We start from the raw sequence: 16,306 nt of genomic DNA on the forward strand, positions 1-16,306 counted from the left end.
CTTCGCCAGCTCCTGCACAGGGATATGCGTTTCCCTTTAGGAGCTGCCGCAGGCTGCGATCTTTTGGTTTTCAGGCCTGGTGGCTGATCCGTCCATCCACCAGGGTGTACCGCACCACACTCGGCAGGCTGTGGCCAATGAACGGGCAGTTCTCGCCCTTGGACAGCCAATTTTCACCGGCTACGGTCGAAGCCGCCGGATCGAACAGCACGATATCCGCCGCACCTCCCACCGCCAGCTTGCCTGCCGGCAGGCGCAACGCTTCGGCGGGCCCGGCGCTCAGTCGCGCCAGCAGTGTCGGCAGGTCGAGCAATCCATCCTCCACCAACGTCATGGCCAGCGGCAGCAGTAACTCGACGCTGCTGATGCCTGGTTCGGTCGCGCCGAACGGCGCCAGTTTGGCATCGCGCTCGTGGGGCTGGTGGTGGCTGGAGATGGCCGACACCACGCCAGACTTCACCGCCTCACGCAGGCCGTCGCGGTCAGCGCGGGTGCGCAGCGGCGGCTGGACGTGATAGAGGCTGCTGAAGTCGATCAGCGCTTCATCCGTCAGGATCAACTGATACAGGGCCACATCGGCGGTCACCGGCAGACCACGGGCCTGGGCCTGGGCGATCAGGGCTACGCCGCGGGCGCTGGTGAGCTGGCTGAAGTGCGCGCGTACGCCGCTTTGCTCGACCAGTAACAGATCACGGGCCAGGGCCACGGTTTCGGCGGTTTCCGGAATGCCTGGCAAGCCTAGGAAGCTCGCGGTCGGGCCTTCGTGGGCCAGGCCGCCTTCAGCCAGGTCATGATCCTGGGAGTTGAAGATTACCGTCAGGTCGAACGTTGCCGCATATTCCAGTGCCCGGCACAAGGTGCGGGTGTTGCGGAAACTCTCCAGACCGTTGCCGAAGGCCACGCAACCGGCATCGCGCAATGCGACCAGCTCTGCAAGCTGTTCGCCATCAAGGCCTTTGCTCAGGGCGCCGATCGGGAAGACTTTGGTGTTGCCGGCCTCACGGGCGCGGTCGAGGATCAGTTCGGCGACGGCCGAGGTGTCCAGGACCGGTTTGGTTTTCGGTGGGCAGCACAGGCTGGTGACGCCGCCCGCAGCCGCTGCGCGGGTTTCGCTGATGATCGAGCCTTTGCGGCTATAGCCTGGCTCGCGCAGGGCAACGTTCAGGTCGACCAGGCCGGGAGCGGCCACCAGGCCCTGGGCGTCTATGGTATCGACTGCGACGAAACCGGCAGGTGCGGCACCGAGGGCGACGATCTTGCAGGCTTCAATGTGGATATCGGTGACTTGATCCCGCCCGCTGACGGGGTCGATGACGCGTGCGCCGAGAATGCTGAGCTTCACTGGGCGTTCTCCTGCTCGAATTGGCGCTGGGCGGTTTGTCCGCTCATGGCCATGGACAAAACGGCCATACGAATGGCAATCCCGTAGGTCACCTGATTGAGGATGACCGAGTGCGGACCATCGGCCACTGCGGACTCGATTTCCACCCCGCGATTGATCGGTCCCGGGTGCATGACAATGCAATCGGGCTTGGCGCCGGCGAGGCGTGCTGTCGTCAGGCCGAACAGGCGGTAGAACTCGCCCTCGCTCGGCAGCAGGCCGCCAGTCATGCGTTCTCGCTGCAGGCGCAGCATGATCACCACGTCGACGTCTTTCAGGCCTTCGGTCATGTCGGTATAGACCTTGACGCCGTATTGCTCGATGCCGATCGGCAGCAGGGTCTTCGGCGCAATCACGCGGATGTCCGGGCAGCCGAGGGTTTTGAGCGCCAGCATGTTCGAGCGCGCGACCCGCGAGTGCAGGATGTCGCCGACAATGGCCACCGAGAGGTTTTCGAAACCACCCTTGTGCCGACGGATCGTCAGCATGTCGAGCATGCCCTGGGTCGGGTGCGCATGCCGGCCGTCGCCGCCGTTGATGATCGCCACTTGCGGGCAGACATGCTCGGCAATGAAGTGCGCCGCGCCGGAGTCACCGTGGCGCACGACGAACATGTCGGCGGCCATGGCTTCGAGGTTGCGCAGGGTGTCGAGCAGCGTTTCGCCCTTGCTCGCCGAGGAAGTCGACACGTTCAGGGTGATGACATCCGCCGACAGGCGCTGGGCCGCCAGTTCGAAGGTGGTGCGGGTACGGGTAGAGTTCTCGAAAAACACGTTGCACACGGTCTTGCCGCGCAGCAGCGGGACTTTTTTCACCGCCCGGGCGCCGACTTCGAGGAACGAGTCGGCAGTGTCGAGGATTTCCGTCAGCAGCTCGCGGCGCAAACCGTCGAGCGAGAGGAAGTGGCGCAGCTGGCCCTGATCATTGAGCTGCAGCGGGCGCTTGGTGTCTAGAGGCGTCATCGCGAGGGGGACTCTCAATAGGGCGGATTAAAGGGCGAAATCTTGCAGTTCCAGCACGAGCGGCGATGGCCCGGACAGTTTCACCCGTTCATGGGCGGCCAGCGACAGGGTTGCGCCGACTACGTTCGGGCGGATCGGCAGCTCACCGGCGTCGAGGTCCAGCAGACAGACCAGCGTCACGCTGGCCGGGCGGCCGTAGTCGAACAGCTCATTGAGCGCGGCGCGAATGGTCCGGCCACTCATCAGCACGTCGTCGATCAGCACCAGGTGCTGGCCTTCGATCTCGAACGGCAGGGCAGAAGGGCGGACCTGCGGGTGCAAGCCGTTCTGGCTGAAGTCGTCGCGATAGAAGGAGACGTCCAGGGTGCCGAGTGGCGAGTCGCTGCCCAGTTCATCGAGCAAGGCCTGGGCGACCCAGACGCCGCCGGTGCGAATGCCGATGTAGCGTGGCTCGCTGATGCCGCGATGTTCCAGGTGCGCCTTGAGACGGATCGCCATCTGGCTGATCAGTTCGGCGGGATTGGGCAGGCTCATGGTTGCTCCTTCTTGGGCCCGGGCCAGATTCTGCTTGAGCAATGGCCCGGGTTGCAGCTTAGAGAGTCGCGTGGCGGCTCTTCAGGATAGGGTGTGATCAGGATTCGAACAGTGCGGTATTTTCGTCGAGCCAGCCTTGCAGCAGCAGGGCGGCGGCGATGGCGTCCACCGGATTGTCGCGGTAGCTGCCCTTTTGTCCGCCCCGATCCCGCCGCTCGCCCTTGGCCTCAAAGGTGGTCAGGCGTTCATCGTGGGTATAGAAGGGCAGGTTGTAGCGGCCATTGAGGCGGCGGGCGAATTTTTCCGCGCGCAGGCACATGTCGCTGGGCGTTCCGTCCATGTTCAGGGGTAGGCCGACCACGACAGCGTCGGGTTTCCATTCCTTGATCAGGGCTTCGACCTGGTTCCAGTCGGGTATGCCGTTCTGCGCCTTCAGGGTGCACAGCTCGCGAGCCTGGCCGGTAATCACCTGGCCGACCGCCACGCCGATCTGTTTGGTGCCGTAGTCGAAGCCGAGAATCAACCGCAGAGCCATCAGGCGTGCCCCGCCTGGCTGGTCAGCAGGCTGAGATTGATCCCCAGGTGCCGGGCCGCCGCTTCCAGGCGCAGTTCGCTGCTGGTATTGAACAGGATGTCGGCGCTGTACGGGCAGGTCAGCCAGGCGTTGTCAGCCAGTTCCGACTCCAGTTGCCCGGCTTCCCAGCCGGCGTAACCGAGGGTGATCACGCTTTTCCCGGGACCGACGCCGTCTGCAATCGCGAACAGCACGTCCTGGGACGTGGACAGCGACAGCTCGCCTTCCAGATCAACGGTCGCCTGGTAAGTCTGGCCTGAGGGGTGCAGGACAAAACCGCGATCGGTCTGCACCGGGCCGCCCATGAAGATCGGTACGTGCTGGCATAGCGCCGGTGGTTCGATATCCGGGCGCAATTGCTCGAGGATATCAGCCAGATTCAGATCTTGCGGACGGTTGACCACCAGCCCCATGGCACCATTGGCCGTGTGCTCGACGATGTAGGTCAAGGTGTGGGCAAAGTTCGGGTCGGCCATGTGCGGCATGGCGATCAGGAAATGATGCTTGAGGTAACTGGGGCTGACGTTTTTCATGAGCGCTAGTGTGGCGTTGGAGGGGCAAACTGACAAGCTGAAGCCGGTCAAAAGATCGCAGCCTTCGGCAGCTCCTACAGGTGCCACATCTAATTACTGGACAACCTGTCGCCGCGGGCAAATTTCCAGGTGCGGATGATTTCCAGGCGGTCGATGTCCGACAGGTCCCCGGTAAACGGCGCAAACGGCGCCGCGAGCCGCACGATGCGCTGGGCGGCCTGGTCCAGCAGCGGCTGGCCGGAGGATTCCAGTACCAGCACTTCATACAGCGAGCCGTCGCGGTTGATCGAGACCATCAGGCGCAAATTGCCATAGATTTGCTTGCGTCGCGCTTCGTCCGGGTAGTTCAGGTTGCCGATGCGCTCGACTTTCTTGCGCCATTCATCCTTGTACCAGGCACCCTTGTCGCGCATGGTCGAGGCGGCGCTCAGGCGGTGTATACGCGGGCGCTTGGCGTACAGCTGTTGTTCGTTGGCCAGTTCGGCTTCGAGGCTGGCGATGTCACTGGACAGCTGTTCACTGTCGAACGTCGGCGCGGCCACCTTGGGTTTGGCATCGATCTTGGGCGCTTCGGTTTTTGCCGGTGCTTTCTTCGGTTTCGGCGCAACCGTGGTCACTGCGGCCTTGGGCGGCGCTTCCTGGACTTCAGGTTTAGCGGCAGGAGGCGGCGTGACTTTCTTGACCTTGTTGTCCTGGAAGGGCGCGACCTCGGTGGTCTTGGGGGTCGCCTTTTTATCCAGGGTGCCGCTGCCTTGCTGGTTTTCCTGGGCGAGGAAATCGGCTTTCTCGGGCTTCTTTTCACTTTTGAAAGTGGCGAGGGTGATTTCCAGGGTTTTGCTGATCTGCTTGGGCTCGACCATGGTGAAGCCCACGCCCAGCAGCAACGCCAAATGAATTAACGCTGCGAGAAACAGGGTAAATCCGAGGCGATCGGCCGGGCGCACACCGCGGTGGGCGAGTTCGGCAGGCAGATCGGACGGAAGTGTCATGGTGAAAAAACCAACATCGCGTTTTTAAGGGCTCGGCATGATAACGCAATGTTGGTTTTTAGCTTCAAGCTTGAAGTTTCAAGCGACAGGCTGCATTGAGCGAATCTCACTTGCAGCTTATGGCTTGCTCTGCAACTTCTTCTCGATGGCGTCCATCAGCAGGCCACCAATGTCGGTGCCAAAGGCATTATCGATCTCGCGGATGCAGGTCGGGCTGGTGACGTTGATTTCCGTCAGGTGCTCGCCAATCACGTCCAGGCCGACGAACAGCAGGCCTTTTTCGCGCAGTGTCGGGCCGACCTGAGCGGCGATCCAGCGATCCTTGTCGGTCAATGGGCGGGCTTCGCCACGACCACCAGCCGCGAGATTGCCGCGGGTTTCACCGGCGGCGGGAATCCGCGCCAGGCAGTAATCCACAGGCTCACCGTCGATCATCAGGATGCGCTTGTCGCCGTCCTTGATCGCCGGCAGGTAGGCTTGGCCCATGATTTGCTGGGCGCCCAGCGCGGTCAGGGTCTCGAGAATGACCGACAGGTTCGGGTCGCCAGCGCGATGACGGAAGATCGAGGTGCCGCCCATGCCGTCCAGCGGCTTGAGGATCACGTCGCCATGCTTGGCGGCGAACTCACGCAGCACGTCGGCGCGGCGGCTGACCACGGTTGGCGGGGTGCACTGGGGAAACAGTGTGGCGAACAGCTTTTCATTGCAGTCGCGCAGGCTCTGCGGTTTGTTGACGACCAGCACGCCGGCGCGCTCGGCTTGCTCCAGCAGGTAGGTGGAGTAGACGAACTCCATGTCGAAGGGCGGATCCTTGCGCATCAGAATCACGTCCAGATCGCTCAGGAGCGCGTCAGTCTCGGCCTCCAGTTCGAACCACTTTTCCGGGTTGGCGAAGACTTTCAGCGGACGCATGCGCGCCCGGGCTTCGCCTTCGCCCTGATACAGGTCGCGCTGCTCCATGTAGAACAGTTCCCAGCCGCGCTTTTGCGCGGCCAGCAGCATGGCCAGCGAGCTATCCTTTTTATAGGAAATGCCGGCAATGGGATCCATGACAATCCCGACGCGAACGCTCATGGGTTTTTCCTCGAATTTGGGCTTTGTCGATCCCCTGTGGAAGCGGGCCACAGGGCTATATAAAAGTGGCGTCAGATTGGCGCCGGGCGTGTTTGCGGTCAAGGGAAAACCACAGTGCCAGTCACCCGATAGATTGGATTTGGAGACTGTGCTAAAAAGGCTTTGCCCTTGAACATCAAGGGTTTCGAGCCCTGGAAGATCCGAAAACGGACAATTTGATTCGCAAAGGCGACGGTAGAGTAAATATGGATCAGCATTCCAGCGCCTTGAAGGTCATGGTGATCGACGATTCGAAGACGATTCGCCGCACCGCCGAAACGTTGCTGAAAAATGTAGGTTGCGAGGTCATCACGGCCATCGATGGTTTCGATGCGCTGGCGAAAATCGCCGACAACCATCCCGGCATCATCTTTGTCGACGTCATGATGCCGCGTCTGGATGGTTATCAGACCTGCGCCCTGATCAAGAACAACAGCGCGTTCAAATCCACGCCAGTGATCATGCTGTCGTCCAGGGACGGGCTGTTCGACAAGGCCAAGGGGCGCATCGTCGGCTCCGATCAGTTTTTGACCAAGCCTTTCAGCAGGGAAGAATTGCTGAACGCGATCCAGGCCCATGTTCCAGGGTTTGCCGCCGTTTTGCCGCAGTAGGACACGCACAGTGACGCTCGGCCAACGGGCCCGGCGTCGACAAGAATGGGGAAGACCATGGCACGAATTCTGATCGTCGACGACTCGCCGACCGAAATGTACAAACTGACGGGCATGCTGGAAAAGTATGGTCACGAAGTGTTGAAAGCCGAAAACGGCGCCGACGGCGTGGCCCTGGCCCGCCAGGAAAAACCTGACGCGGTGCTGATGGACATCGTCATGCCCGGCCTCAATGGTTTTCAAGCCACCCGGCAGTTGACCAAGGACCCGGAAACCGGGCACATCCCGGTGATTATCATCACCACCAAGGATCAAGACACCGACAAGGTCTGGGGCACGCGCCAGGGCGCCAAGGATTACCTGACCAAGCCGGTCGACGAAGACACCCTGATCAAGACCCTCAACAACGTGCTTGCCGGCTGATCATCGGACCATGAGTGAATCGCTGACTGCCTTCGAACTGCTGCTGCAACTCGATCAGCGTTGCCGTCTGCTGGCGGCAGACCTGCCTTCCCAGCCGGCCCGCCAGGACAGCTGGAGCGGTATAGGATTTCGATTGGGCGAGCACTGGTACGTCGCTCCCATGGGCGAGATCAGTGAAGTCTTGCACGAACCGCGATTCACCCAGTTGCCCGGGGTAAAACCCTGGGTCAAGGGCGTGGCCAACCTGCGGGGGCGCTTGCTGCCGATCATGGATGTCTGCGGCTTCTTCGCCCTGGAGCTGTCGGCGGTGCGCAAGCAGCGTCGGGTGTTGGTGGTGGAGCACAACGAGGTGTTTGCCGGGTTGATGGTCGACGAAGTTTACGGGCTGCAGCATTTTGCCCAGGGAAGTCTGGAGCCGGTGGATAACTTGAGCGGGGCGATTGCGCCGTTCATCAAGGGCCGGTTTAAGCGCGAGCAGGATTGGCAGGTGTTCAGCCCGTTTGCGCTGGCGCAGTCGCGGGCGTTCATGCACGTCGCTTTGTAAACGCAGACCCCACAAAGCGATCTGTGGTGGGTTGGTAGATGTGAGTTAACAGGCGAGGACCGATGATAAAAGCAAAAGCAGGCAAGCCAATGGAAGGGTCGCGCAGCCGGTCGCAGATCATCGTGCTGTTTATCGCGCTGATCATCTTCATCATGCTGTTGTTCGCCAATTTCGCGTACCTCAACACCCAGGCTACGTACGATAAACAGTACATCGGCCACGCAGGCGAGTTACGCGTGCTGTCCCAGCGTATCGCCAAGAATGCTACGGAAGCCGCTGCCGGCAAGTCTGCCGCGTTCAAGCTGCTCAGTGATGCGCGCAATGATTTTGCCCGGCGCTGGAGTTATCTGAAGCAAGGCGACCCTTCTACCGGTCTTCCCCCTGCGCCGTCCGCCGTGCGCCCGGAAATGCGCGCAGTGCAAACGGACTGGGAGCGCCTGCTGAAAAATACCGACGCCATCCTCACCAGCGAACAGACCGTACTGTCGCTGCACCAGGTCGCCGCGACCCTGGCCGAGACTGTGCCGCAACTGCAGGTTGAGTATGAAAAAGTCGTCGAGATTCTGCTGCAGCGGGGCGCTCCCGCCGCCCAGGTCGCGATGGCTCAACGGCAATCCTTGCTGGCCGAGCGAATCCTGGGGGCGGTGAATACCGTGTTGTCCGGGGACGAGAATTCGCAACAGGCTGCCGACGTCTTCGGGCGTGACGCGGCACGCTTCGGCCAGGTCCTGACGGGCATGTTGCAAGGGGATCCGGCGCTGAAAGTCAGCCAGGTCGAGGACCGCGATGCCCGGGCCCGCCTGCTCGAGATTTCCGAACTGTTCGAGTTCGTCTCGGGTTCCGTCGATGAAATTATCGAAACCTCGCCTGAACTGTTAAAGGTCCGGGAGTCAGCAACCAACATCTTCGGCCTGTCGCAAACGCTGCTGGACGAAGCCTCGCACCTGGCCAATGGTTTTGAAAACCTTGCCGGCGGCCGTCACACCGACACCATCGGCGGCTATGTCCTGGGCTTGCTGGCGCTGACATCGATCATCCTGATCGGCCTGGTGATGGTGCGCGAAACCAATCGGCAGCTGCGTGAGACCGCCGAAAAGAACGAACGTAACCAGACGGCGATCATGCGTCTGCTCGACGAGATTGAAGACCTGGCAGACGGTGACCTGACGGTGACGGCCTCGGTGACGGAAGATTTCACCGGCTCCATTGCCGACTCGATCAATTATTCCGTCGACCAGCTGCGCGACCTGGTGGCAACCATCAACCTGACCGCCGGCCAGGTCGCCGCCGCCGTGCAGGAAACCCAGGCCACCGCCATGCACCTGGCGCAAGCCTCCGAGCATCAGGCGCAGCAGATATCCGAAGCTTCCACGGCCATCAACGACATGGCCCAATCCATTGACCAGGTGTCGGCCAACGCGGCCGAGTCCTCGGCGGTGGCTGAGCGGTCGGTGGAAATCGCCAACAAGGGCAACGAGGTGGTGCATAACACCATCCACGGCATGGATAACATTCGCGAGCAGATCCAGGATACCGCCAAGCGAATCAAGCGCCTTGGTGAGTCTTCCCAGGAAATCGGCGACATTGTCAGCCTGATCGACGACATTGCCGATCAGACCAACATTCTGGCCCTCAACGCTGCGATCCAGGCCTCGATGGCGGGTGACGCTGGTCGCGGTTTCGCCGTGGTAGCCGATGAGGTGCAGCGCCTGGCCGAGCGCTCATCCGCTGCGACCCGACAGATAGAGACCCTGGTGCGGGCAATTCAGACGGACACCAATGAAGCTGTGATTTCCATGGAGCAGACCACCACCGAAGTGGTGCGTGGCGCACGTCTGGCGCAGGATGCCGGGGTGGCGCTGGAGGAAATCGAAGGCGTATCCAAAGTGCTCGCGGCGCTGATCCAGAGTATTTCCAATGCCGCCCAGCAGCAGACGTCCTCGGCCGGACAGATCTCCCTGACGATGAACGTGATCCAGCAGATCACCTCGCAGACCTCCTCCGGCTCCACTGCAACCGCCGAAAGCATCGGTAACCTGGCGAAGATGGCCAGCCAGCTGAGGCGTTCGGTGTCCGGTTTCACCTTGCCCGCGGCGAGCGCGCAGGCTGCTGATAAAGTATAGGGCGTGGCAGGCGCAGGTTTTTTCCAGTGGAGTGGTTATGGGTGATCGGCACGACTATGTGGCCCTCGAGTGGGTCAAGGGCGAGATTGCCGAAACGCTGAGGCAGGCGGCGCTCCATCTGGAGAGCATGGCGATGGACGAAGAGCAGACGCCCCTGGCGCTCGCTGAATGCCTGGCGTGCATCCACCAGGTTCACGGCAGTTTGCAGATGGTCGAATTCTACGGCGCGGCACTGCTGGCCGAAGAAATGGAACAGCTGACCCAGGCGTTGCAGCAGAACCGTGTGAGCCATCGTGAAGAAGCGATCCACCTGCTGTTGCAGGCGCTGGCGCAGTTGCCGGTGTACCTCGACCGGGTGCAAGGTGCGCGCCGGGACTTGCCGCTGGTGGTGCTGCCCCTGATCAATGATTTGCGCAGTGCCCGCGGCGAGGGGCTGTTGTCGGAAACCAGCCTGTTCAGCCCGCAAATGCCGGATTTGCCCCCGCTGGACGACGCAGCGCTGGCGCAGCTGGAGCCGCCAGAGTTGGCCAATGTGTTGCGCAAGTTGCGGCAAATGCTGCAGATGGCACTCGTTGGATTGCTGCGCGAACAGGCTGACGACACTCACCTGGGTTACCTGGCAAAGGTGTTCGCGCGACTCGAAAGTATCTCCGGTCAGGCGCCGCTCAGCCCGTTGTGGCAGGTGGCCTCGGCGCTGGTGGAAGGCATGCGTGGCGGTGCGATCGCCAACAGTCCGGCGCTGCGAAGCCTGTTCAAGGAAGCTGACACGGAACTCAAGCGCTTGCTCGAAGAAGGCATGCGCGGCATCAATCAACCGGCACCACCAGAGCTGCTCAAGAGTTTGCTGTTCTACATTGCCAAGGCCGAACACCCCACCGGGCGCATGCTGACCATGAAAGATCGCTACTCCCTAGAGGACGCGTTGCCTGACAGCGCAATGGTTGATGACGAGCGCGCGCGCCTGGGCGGTCCCGACCGCGATGCGATGCGCTCGGTGCTGGTGGCGCTGTGCGAAGAGCTGGTGCGGGTCAAGGAACGCCTGGACCTGTTCGTGCGCAGTGACCGCCAACACATTGCCGATCTCGACAGCCTGCTGTCGCCCCTGCGGCAAATCGCCGACACCCTGGCGGTGCTGGGTTTTGGCCAGCCGCGCAAGGTGATCATCGATCAGTTGGCGGTGGTCCTGAGCCTGGCCCAAGGCCAGCGTGAGCCCACGGACGCCATCCTGATGGACGTCGCGGGCGCCTTGCTCTACGTCGAAGCGAACCTGGCCGGCATGGTCGGCAACCTGGAACCGGAAAGCCAGGAAGACAGCCGCTTGCCGACCACCGACCTGACACAGATTCACCAGATCGTCATCCGCGAAGCGCGCATCTGCCTGCAACAGGCCAAGGACATGATCGTCGACTACATCGACGCCGACTGGGACCGCCAGCACCTGCAGCCCTTGCCTGCCTTGTTGACGCAGATCCGCGGCGCACTGGCGATGATCCCGTTGAGTCGCGCTGCCAGCCTGGTCGAAGCGTGCAACCAGTTCATCCGTGAACACCTGCTGCTGGATCCTGGCCAGCCGGGATGGCAGGAGCTCGACAGCCTGGCCGACGTGGTGACCAGCATCGAATATTACCTGGAGCGCCTCAGCGACGACCCCGAGGCAGCCGGGGAACAGGTGCTCGACGTCGCCGAGAAAGGCCTCGCCGCACTGGGGTTTTTCCCCCGCGCCCGGCATGCCCCGGAACTCGAACAAGTGCCGGAGCCGACTGAGGCGCATCTCATTCAGGAGTTGCAGGCGTACGGTGCTCCTGAGTTGGTGCAGACCCTCGCGGACGTGCTCGCCAATCCTGTGTCTGCGGTAAATCCCCCGGCGCTGCATACCCCGGGTAGCCTGCTACCGCCGCCTGCGGGCGAAGAGCCGGTGGACGATGAACTGCGTGAAGTGTTCCTGGAAGAAACTGACGAAGTACTGCAAGTCCTCCGTGAGTACTTGCCCCGCTGGACTGCCGACCCGCAGAACACTTCGGCCCTGAGTGAGCTGCGCCGGGCCTTCCACACCCTCAAAGGCAGCGGCCGGATGGTTCGGGCGCTGATCCTGGGCGAGCTGGCGTGGGCGGTGGAAAACCTGCTCAATCGAGTGCTCGAACACAGCGTGAAGCCGGGCCCTGGCGTGCAGCAATTGCTGGCTGATGTGCTGCAGCTGTTGCCGGAGCTGGTCGCGGAATTTGCCCGCAATGCCCAGCGCCAGCGCAACGATGTCGACCAGGTGGCGGCCCGTGCGCATGCCTTGGCCAAGGGCGAGCAACCGTTGGTGGATGAGGATGCAGAGGACGTCGTGGCACTCGATCCGCTGCTGCTGGAAATTTTCCGCAACGAAGCCGAAACCCATCTGGCCAGCGTCAATCGCTTCCTCGACCAGGCCGCCGAGCATGTGCCCTTGCAGGCCAGTGACGAGTTGCAGCGCGCCTTGCATACGCTCAAGGGGAGCGCCTCAATGGCCGGCGTGGTGCCGATCGCCGAACTGGCCGCGCCGCTGGATCAACTTGCCCGCGAGTACAAGGCGCACCTGCTCGCACTGGACCTGGACGAAGTGGAACTGTTACTGGAGGCCGAAGGGCTGTTCCGGCTAGGCCTGCGCCAGCTAAAGACGGATCCGCTGGCCGAGATAACGGGCGCGCAGCATCTGATCGAGCGAACCCATGCACTGCTGGCCATGCGCCTGCAAACCCTGCTGAGCGCACCCCAGAGTCGGCCACGTATCAAGCGCGACCCGCAATTGATCAACAATTTTCTGGCCCAGGGCATGGACATCCTGCTGGACGCCGAGAGCTTGCTGCAACGCTGGCAGCAACACCCCGGTGAACGCCAGGAACTCAGCGCGCTGCTGGACGAATTGACGACCTTGGGTGAAGGCGCACACCTGGCTGATCTGCATCCGGTGGATGAGCTGTGTGAAGCCTTGCTCGATCTGTACGGTGCGGTGGAGGAAAGCAGCCTGGCGGTCAGCCCGGCGTTTTTCCATGAAGCGCAAAGTGCCCATGAAGCGCTGATCAACATGCTCGACGAGCTCGCAGCCGGCCAGGAAGTCAGCCCGCAACCGGCGCGGGTGCGAGCCTTGCGCGATTTGCTGGATGAAAGCCTGGACCCGTCGGCCACCGGCCTGATTCGCAGCGACGGCAGCCGCGCCCTGAGCATTCGCGAGCTGGGCAGCGCCACTGCCGAACTGGCGCAGGCAGAACCAGACGACGCTATCGTGTCGATCTTCCTGGAAGAGGCTGTGGATATCCTCGAAAGCTCGGGCCAGGCCCTGCAACGCTGGTTGAGCGATCCGGATAACGCCGCACCGCTGCTGTCGTTGCAACGTGACCTGCACACGCTCAAGGGCGGGGCGCGGATGGCCGAGGTCGAACCCGTGGGTGATCTGGCCCATGAATTGGAAGGGCTGTACGAAGGCCTGGTGGATCGCCGTTATCAGCACACCGATGCCTTGGCGCAGCTGTTGCTGCGCAGCCATGATCGCCTCGGGCAGCTGCTTGAGCAGTTGCAGGACCAGCATCCCCTGGATGAGCCAGATGAGCTGATCGAGGCCATCCGCGAGTTTCGCCAGAACAACCTCGGCAGCGCTGAAGTGGCCGAACCGCTGCCGGTCAGCGATCACCCAGGCCATGATCCGGAGCTACTGGAGATCTTCCTGGAAGAAGGTTTCGACATCATCGAAAACTCCGGGGCGGCGCTGGTGCGCTGGCAGGCCGACCCGGCGAATCGCCAGGAAGTGGAAAACCTGCTGCGTGATCTGCACACCCTGAAGGGGGGCGCGCGGATGGTCGAAATCACACCGATCGGTGATCTGGCCCACGAGCTGGAATTTCTCTATGAAGGTTTGTCGGCAGGCTTACTGCAACCGACCCAGGCCTTGTTCGCGCTGTTGCAGAGCAGCCATGACCGACTGGCACAAATGCTCGACGCGGCGCGCGCCGGTCAACCCATGCCGCCTGCCGATCAGTTGATCGACTCGATCCGCAATTTCAGTCACCCAGTGTTGCCGGCAGATCCTGTCACGGCACCTGCGGTGATCAAGCCCGAACCTCCTGCACCGCAGCCTGACGCCGGCGCCGACATGGTCAAGGTCTCGGCAGAGTTGCTGGATGATTTGGTCAACCTGGCCGGTGAAACCTCGATTTTCCGCGGGCGCATCGAACAGCAGGTCAGCGATGCACGGGTGGCCCTGAGCGAAATGGAAACCACCATTGAGCGCATGCGCGACCAGTTGCGGCGCCTCGATACGGAAACCCAGGGGCGGATCCTCAGCCGCCAGCAGGTGGAAGCCGAACGTCTGGGGTACGAGGAATTCGATCCGCTGGAAATGGACCGGCATTCGCAGCTGCAACAGCTGTCGCGTGCGCTGTTCGAGTCCGCGTCCGACCTGCTTGACCTCAAGGAAACCCTCGACCGGCGCAATCAGGACGCCGAAAACCTGCTGCAACAACAGGGGCGCATCAATACCGAGTTGCAGGAAGGCCTGATGCGTACACGCATGGTGCCGTTCGAACGGATGCTGCCGCGCCTCAAGCGCATCGTCCGTCAGGTTTCCGGCGAACTGGGCAAGGATGTGCAATTCATCGTCGGCAACGCCGAAGGCGAGATGGACCGTAACGTCCTCGAGCGCATGGCCGCGCCGTTGGAGCACATGCTGCGCAACGCCGTGGACCACGGCCTGGAATCCTCCGAGGTGCGCATCGCTGCGGGCAAACCCGCTCAGGGAAAGATTACCCTGGACCTGTCGCGCGAGGGTGGGGACATCATTTTCGATATCCGCGATGACGGCGCCGGCGTGCCCCTGGACGCGGTACGCCGCAAGGCGATCAAGCGTGGCCTGCTGGCGCCTGACAGCGATATCAGCGACCGCGATGTGCTGCAATTTATCCTGCAACCGGGATTTTCGACGGCGGAAAAAATCACCCAGATTTCCGGGCGTGGCGTGGGTATGGACGTGGTCCACGAAGAGGTGCGGCAGCTGGGCGGGACCATGAGCATTGACTCGGTGTCCGGGCAGGGCGTGCATTTTCGCATCCGCCTGCCGTTCACCGTGTCGGTCAACCGGGCGCTGATGGTGCAATGCGCGGAAGATCAGTATGCGATCCCGCTCAACACCATCGACGGCATCGTTCGTGTCTTGCCCAATGAACTTGAAGGCCACTATCGCCTGGATCCGCCAACCTACAAATATGCCGGGCAGCACTATGAGTTGTGTTACCTCGGCGAACTGCTGAAAACCAGCAGCCGCCCGAAGCTGCTGGGACAAAACCTGCCGCTGCCGGTGTTGCTGGTGCAGTGCAACGAACGCCACATCGCCGTGCAAGTCGACGCCATGGCCGGCACTCGCGAGATCGTGGTCAAGAGCCTCGGCCCGCAGTTCGCTGCCGTGCAAGGTTTGTCCGGAGCAACGATCCTGGGGGATGGCCGGGTGGTGCTCATTCTTGACCTGTTGGCGCCGATCCGCGCCATGCAGACCCGCTTGCCGCGTCAGGCCCTGATGCAAGACGCCGAGCCAGAGTCGCACAAACCCCTGCTGGTGCTGGTGGTTGATGATTCGGTCACGGTGCGCAAGGTCACCAGTCGTTTGCTGGAACGTCACGGCATGAACGTACTGACCGCCAAGGATGGAGTCGACGCCATGTTGCTGCTGGAAGAGCACCTGCCCGACCTGATGCTGCTGGACATCGAAATGCCGCGCATGGATGGCTTCGAAGTGGCCACCCAAGTGCGCGCGGACGAGCGTACGCAGCATCTGCCGATCATCATGATCACCTCGCGCACCGGACAGAAACACCGCGACCGCGCCATGGCCATTGGCGTCAACGATTACCTTGGCAAGCCGTATCAGGAATCGGTATTGCTCGAAAGCATCGCCTTCTGGAGCAAACCCCATGCTTGAACACCGCACCAGCAACCTCACCGGGCTGCTGTTGCCCCTGGCCGATCGCCACCTGATTCTGCCCAATGTGGCGGTCGCCGAACTGATCGACTACCAGCCGGGCACGTTCGACCTGGATACGCCGCCCTGGTACCTGGGGCGGGGAAGGTGGCGGGACCGGCAGATTCCAATGCTCAGTTTCGAGTCGGCCTGTGGTCAGAAAATCGTCATGGGCGAGCGGGTGCGGATCGTGATCCTCAATGCCCTGGGTGGGCGCCCGGAGTTGAAGTTCATCGCACTGTTGGTGCAGGGCATTCCACGGTCCTGCAAGCTCGACAGCCAGTTGAGCTATGTCGATGTGCCCTTGTGCGCGCTGGAGCAAGCCGCGGTGCAAGTGGGCGATCAAGTGGCCAAGGTCCCTGACTTGCTGGCGCTGGAAGGTTTGCTGGTGGAGGCGGGGCTGGTCTGACGGGGCCTGGAAGCATTGTGGGAAGGCTCCTGGATGTCGCCGAACGCTCCTGCAACGATGTGTAGTGATGCCGCCAGCGGATTTTTAATGCGAATGATGCGGTCTGAAGCGTTGCGTTTTCAGGCTTCAAGCCGGAGCCTTG

General features: G+C 62.0%; 13 protein-coding genes. 6 read left to right on the plus strand and 7 right to left on the minus strand.

The window, feature by feature from the left end; all coding sequences use genetic code 11:
- Positions 1 to 70: 70 nt before the first annotated feature.
- The 7 genes from UB23_RS13570 to gshB form a co-directional block, all read right to left on the minus strand.
- Positions 71 to 1,342 carry a dihydroorotase gene (locus tag UB23_RS13570; protein WP_045059830.1) on the minus strand — a complete coding sequence of 424 codons (1,272 nt, stop codon included), beginning with the start codon at positions 1,340 to 1,342 and terminating at the stop codon, positions 71 to 73.
- Positions 1,339 to 2,343: an aspartate carbamoyltransferase catalytic subunit gene (locus UB23_RS13575; protein WP_007913665.1), complete on the minus strand. Its 1,005-nt coding sequence runs from the start codon at positions 2,341 to 2,343 to the stop codon at positions 1,339 to 1,341. Before UB23_RS13575 ends, UB23_RS13570 begins: the two co-directional genes overlap by 4 nt.
- Before the next feature lie 27 nt (positions 2,344 to 2,370).
- Positions 2,371 to 2,877, minus strand: a complete 507-nt coding sequence (gene pyrR / locus UB23_RS13580) for a bifunctional pyr operon transcriptional regulator/uracil phosphoribosyltransferase PyrR (protein ID WP_045059831.1) — start codon at positions 2,875 to 2,877, stop codon at positions 2,371 to 2,373.
- 97 nt (positions 2,878 to 2,974) lie between these two features.
- Positions 2,975 to 3,412, minus strand: coding sequence for a Holliday junction resolvase RuvX (gene ruvX / locus UB23_RS13585; protein WP_005792259.1), 438 nt, complete (start codon positions 3,410 to 3,412; stop codon positions 2,975 to 2,977).
- On the minus strand, positions 3,412 to 3,984 hold the full coding sequence (locus UB23_RS13590) for a YqgE/AlgH family protein (RefSeq protein WP_045059832.1): 573 nt from the start codon (positions 3,982 to 3,984) through the stop codon (positions 3,412 to 3,414). The genes ruvX and UB23_RS13590 overlap by 1 nt, the downstream gene beginning before the upstream one ends.
- An 89-nt stretch (positions 3,985 to 4,073) precedes the next feature.
- Positions 4,074 to 4,973: an energy transducer TonB gene (locus tag UB23_RS13595; RefSeq protein WP_045059833.1), complete on the minus strand. Its 900-nt coding sequence runs from the start codon at positions 4,971 to 4,973 to the stop codon at positions 4,074 to 4,076.
- Positions 4,974 to 5,090: 117 nt separating this feature from the next.
- Entirely contained in the window at positions 5,091 to 6,047 is a 957-nt protein-coding gene (gene gshB / locus UB23_RS13600) for a glutathione synthase (protein WP_045059834.1), read from the minus strand.
- A gap of 245 nt (positions 6,048 to 6,292) precedes the next feature.
- Between gshB and pilG the strand changes: the two genes are divergently transcribed.
- The 6 genes from pilG to UB23_RS13630 all read left to right on the plus strand — a co-directional run bounded on the left by pilG (position 6,293) and on the right by UB23_RS13630 (position 16,164).
- The gene (pilG, locus tag UB23_RS13605) at positions 6,293 to 6,697 is read left to right on the plus strand and encodes a twitching motility response regulator PilG (protein WP_045059835.1); all 405 of its coding nucleotides are present in this window, start codon (positions 6,293 to 6,295) and stop codon (positions 6,695 to 6,697) included.
- 57 nt (positions 6,698 to 6,754) lie between these two features.
- Positions 6,755 to 7,120, plus strand: coding sequence for a twitching motility response regulator PilH (gene pilH / locus UB23_RS13610; RefSeq protein WP_045059836.1), 366 nt, complete (start codon positions 6,755 to 6,757; stop codon positions 7,118 to 7,120).
- A 10-nt stretch (positions 7,121 to 7,130) separates the two neighbouring features.
- Entirely contained in the window at positions 7,131 to 7,664 is a 534-nt protein-coding gene (locus tag UB23_RS13615; protein WP_045059837.1) for a chemotaxis protein CheW, read from the plus strand.
- A 62-nt stretch (positions 7,665 to 7,726) separates the two neighbouring features.
- A complete protein-coding gene (locus UB23_RS13620) occupies positions 7,727 to 9,787 on the plus strand; it encodes a methyl-accepting chemotaxis protein (RefSeq protein WP_045059838.1) in 2,061 nt (686 codons plus the stop codon).
- A gap of 37 nt (positions 9,788 to 9,824) precedes the next feature.
- The gene (locus tag UB23_RS13625) at positions 9,825 to 15,716 is read left to right on the plus strand and encodes an Hpt domain-containing protein (protein ID WP_045059839.1); all 5,892 of its coding nucleotides are present in this window, start codon (positions 9,825 to 9,827) and stop codon (positions 15,714 to 15,716) included.
- Complete coding sequence (locus UB23_RS13630) at positions 15,709 to 16,164, plus strand: chemotaxis protein CheW (protein ID WP_045059840.1); 456 nt, start codon at positions 15,709 to 15,711, stop codon at positions 16,162 to 16,164. The genes UB23_RS13625 and UB23_RS13630 overlap by 8 nt, the downstream gene beginning before the upstream one ends.
- Positions 16,165 to 16,306 lie beyond the last annotated feature (142 nt).

The sequence above is a fragment of the Pseudomonas sp. ES3-33 genome (assembly GCF_000952175.1).
Lineage (GTDB): Bacteria > Pseudomonadota > Gammaproteobacteria > Pseudomonadales > Pseudomonadaceae > Aquipseudomonas > Aquipseudomonas gregormendelii.

Bases quoted from the DNA above. Each gene is read 5' to 3' on its own strand.
- UB23_RS13615 (WP_045059837.1), top strand. From the start codon at position 7,131: ATGAGTGAATCGCTGACTGCCTTCGAACTGCTGCTGCAACTCGATCAG.
- pilH (WP_045059836.1), top strand. From the start codon at position 6,755: ATGGCACGAATTCTGATCGTCGACGACTCGCCGACCGAAATGTACAAA.
- UB23_RS13575 (WP_007913665.1), bottom strand. From the start codon at position 2,343: ATGACGCCTCTAGACACCAAGCGCCCGCTGCAGCTCAATGATCAGGGC.
- ruvX (WP_005792259.1), bottom strand. From the start codon at position 3,412: ATGGCTCTGCGGTTGATTCTCGGCTTCGACTACGGCACCAAACAGATC.
- pilG (WP_045059835.1), top strand. From the start codon at position 6,293: ATGGATCAGCATTCCAGCGCCTTGAAGGTCATGGTGATCGACGATTCG.
- UB23_RS13630 (WP_045059840.1), top strand. From the start codon at position 15,709: ATGCTTGAACACCGCACCAGCAACCTCACCGGGCTGCTGTTGCCCCTG.
- UB23_RS13590 (WP_045059832.1), bottom strand. From the start codon at position 3,984: ATGAAAAACGTCAGCCCCAGTTACCTCAAGCATCATTTCCTGATCGCC.
- gshB (WP_045059834.1), bottom strand. From the start codon at position 6,047: ATGAGCGTTCGCGTCGGGATTGTCATGGATCCCATTGCCGGCATTTCC.
- UB23_RS13595 (WP_045059833.1), bottom strand. From the start codon at position 4,973: ATGACACTTCCGTCCGATCTGCCTGCCGAACTCGCCCACCGCGGTGTG.
- UB23_RS13620 (WP_045059838.1), top strand. From the start codon at position 7,727: ATGATAAAAGCAAAAGCAGGCAAGCCAATGGAAGGGTCGCGCAGCCGG.
- UB23_RS13625 (WP_045059839.1), top strand. From the start codon at position 9,825: ATGGGTGATCGGCACGACTATGTGGCCCTCGAGTGGGTCAAGGGCGAG.
- pyrR (WP_045059831.1), bottom strand. From the start codon at position 2,877: ATGAGCCTGCCCAATCCCGCCGAACTGATCAGCCAGATGGCGATCCGT.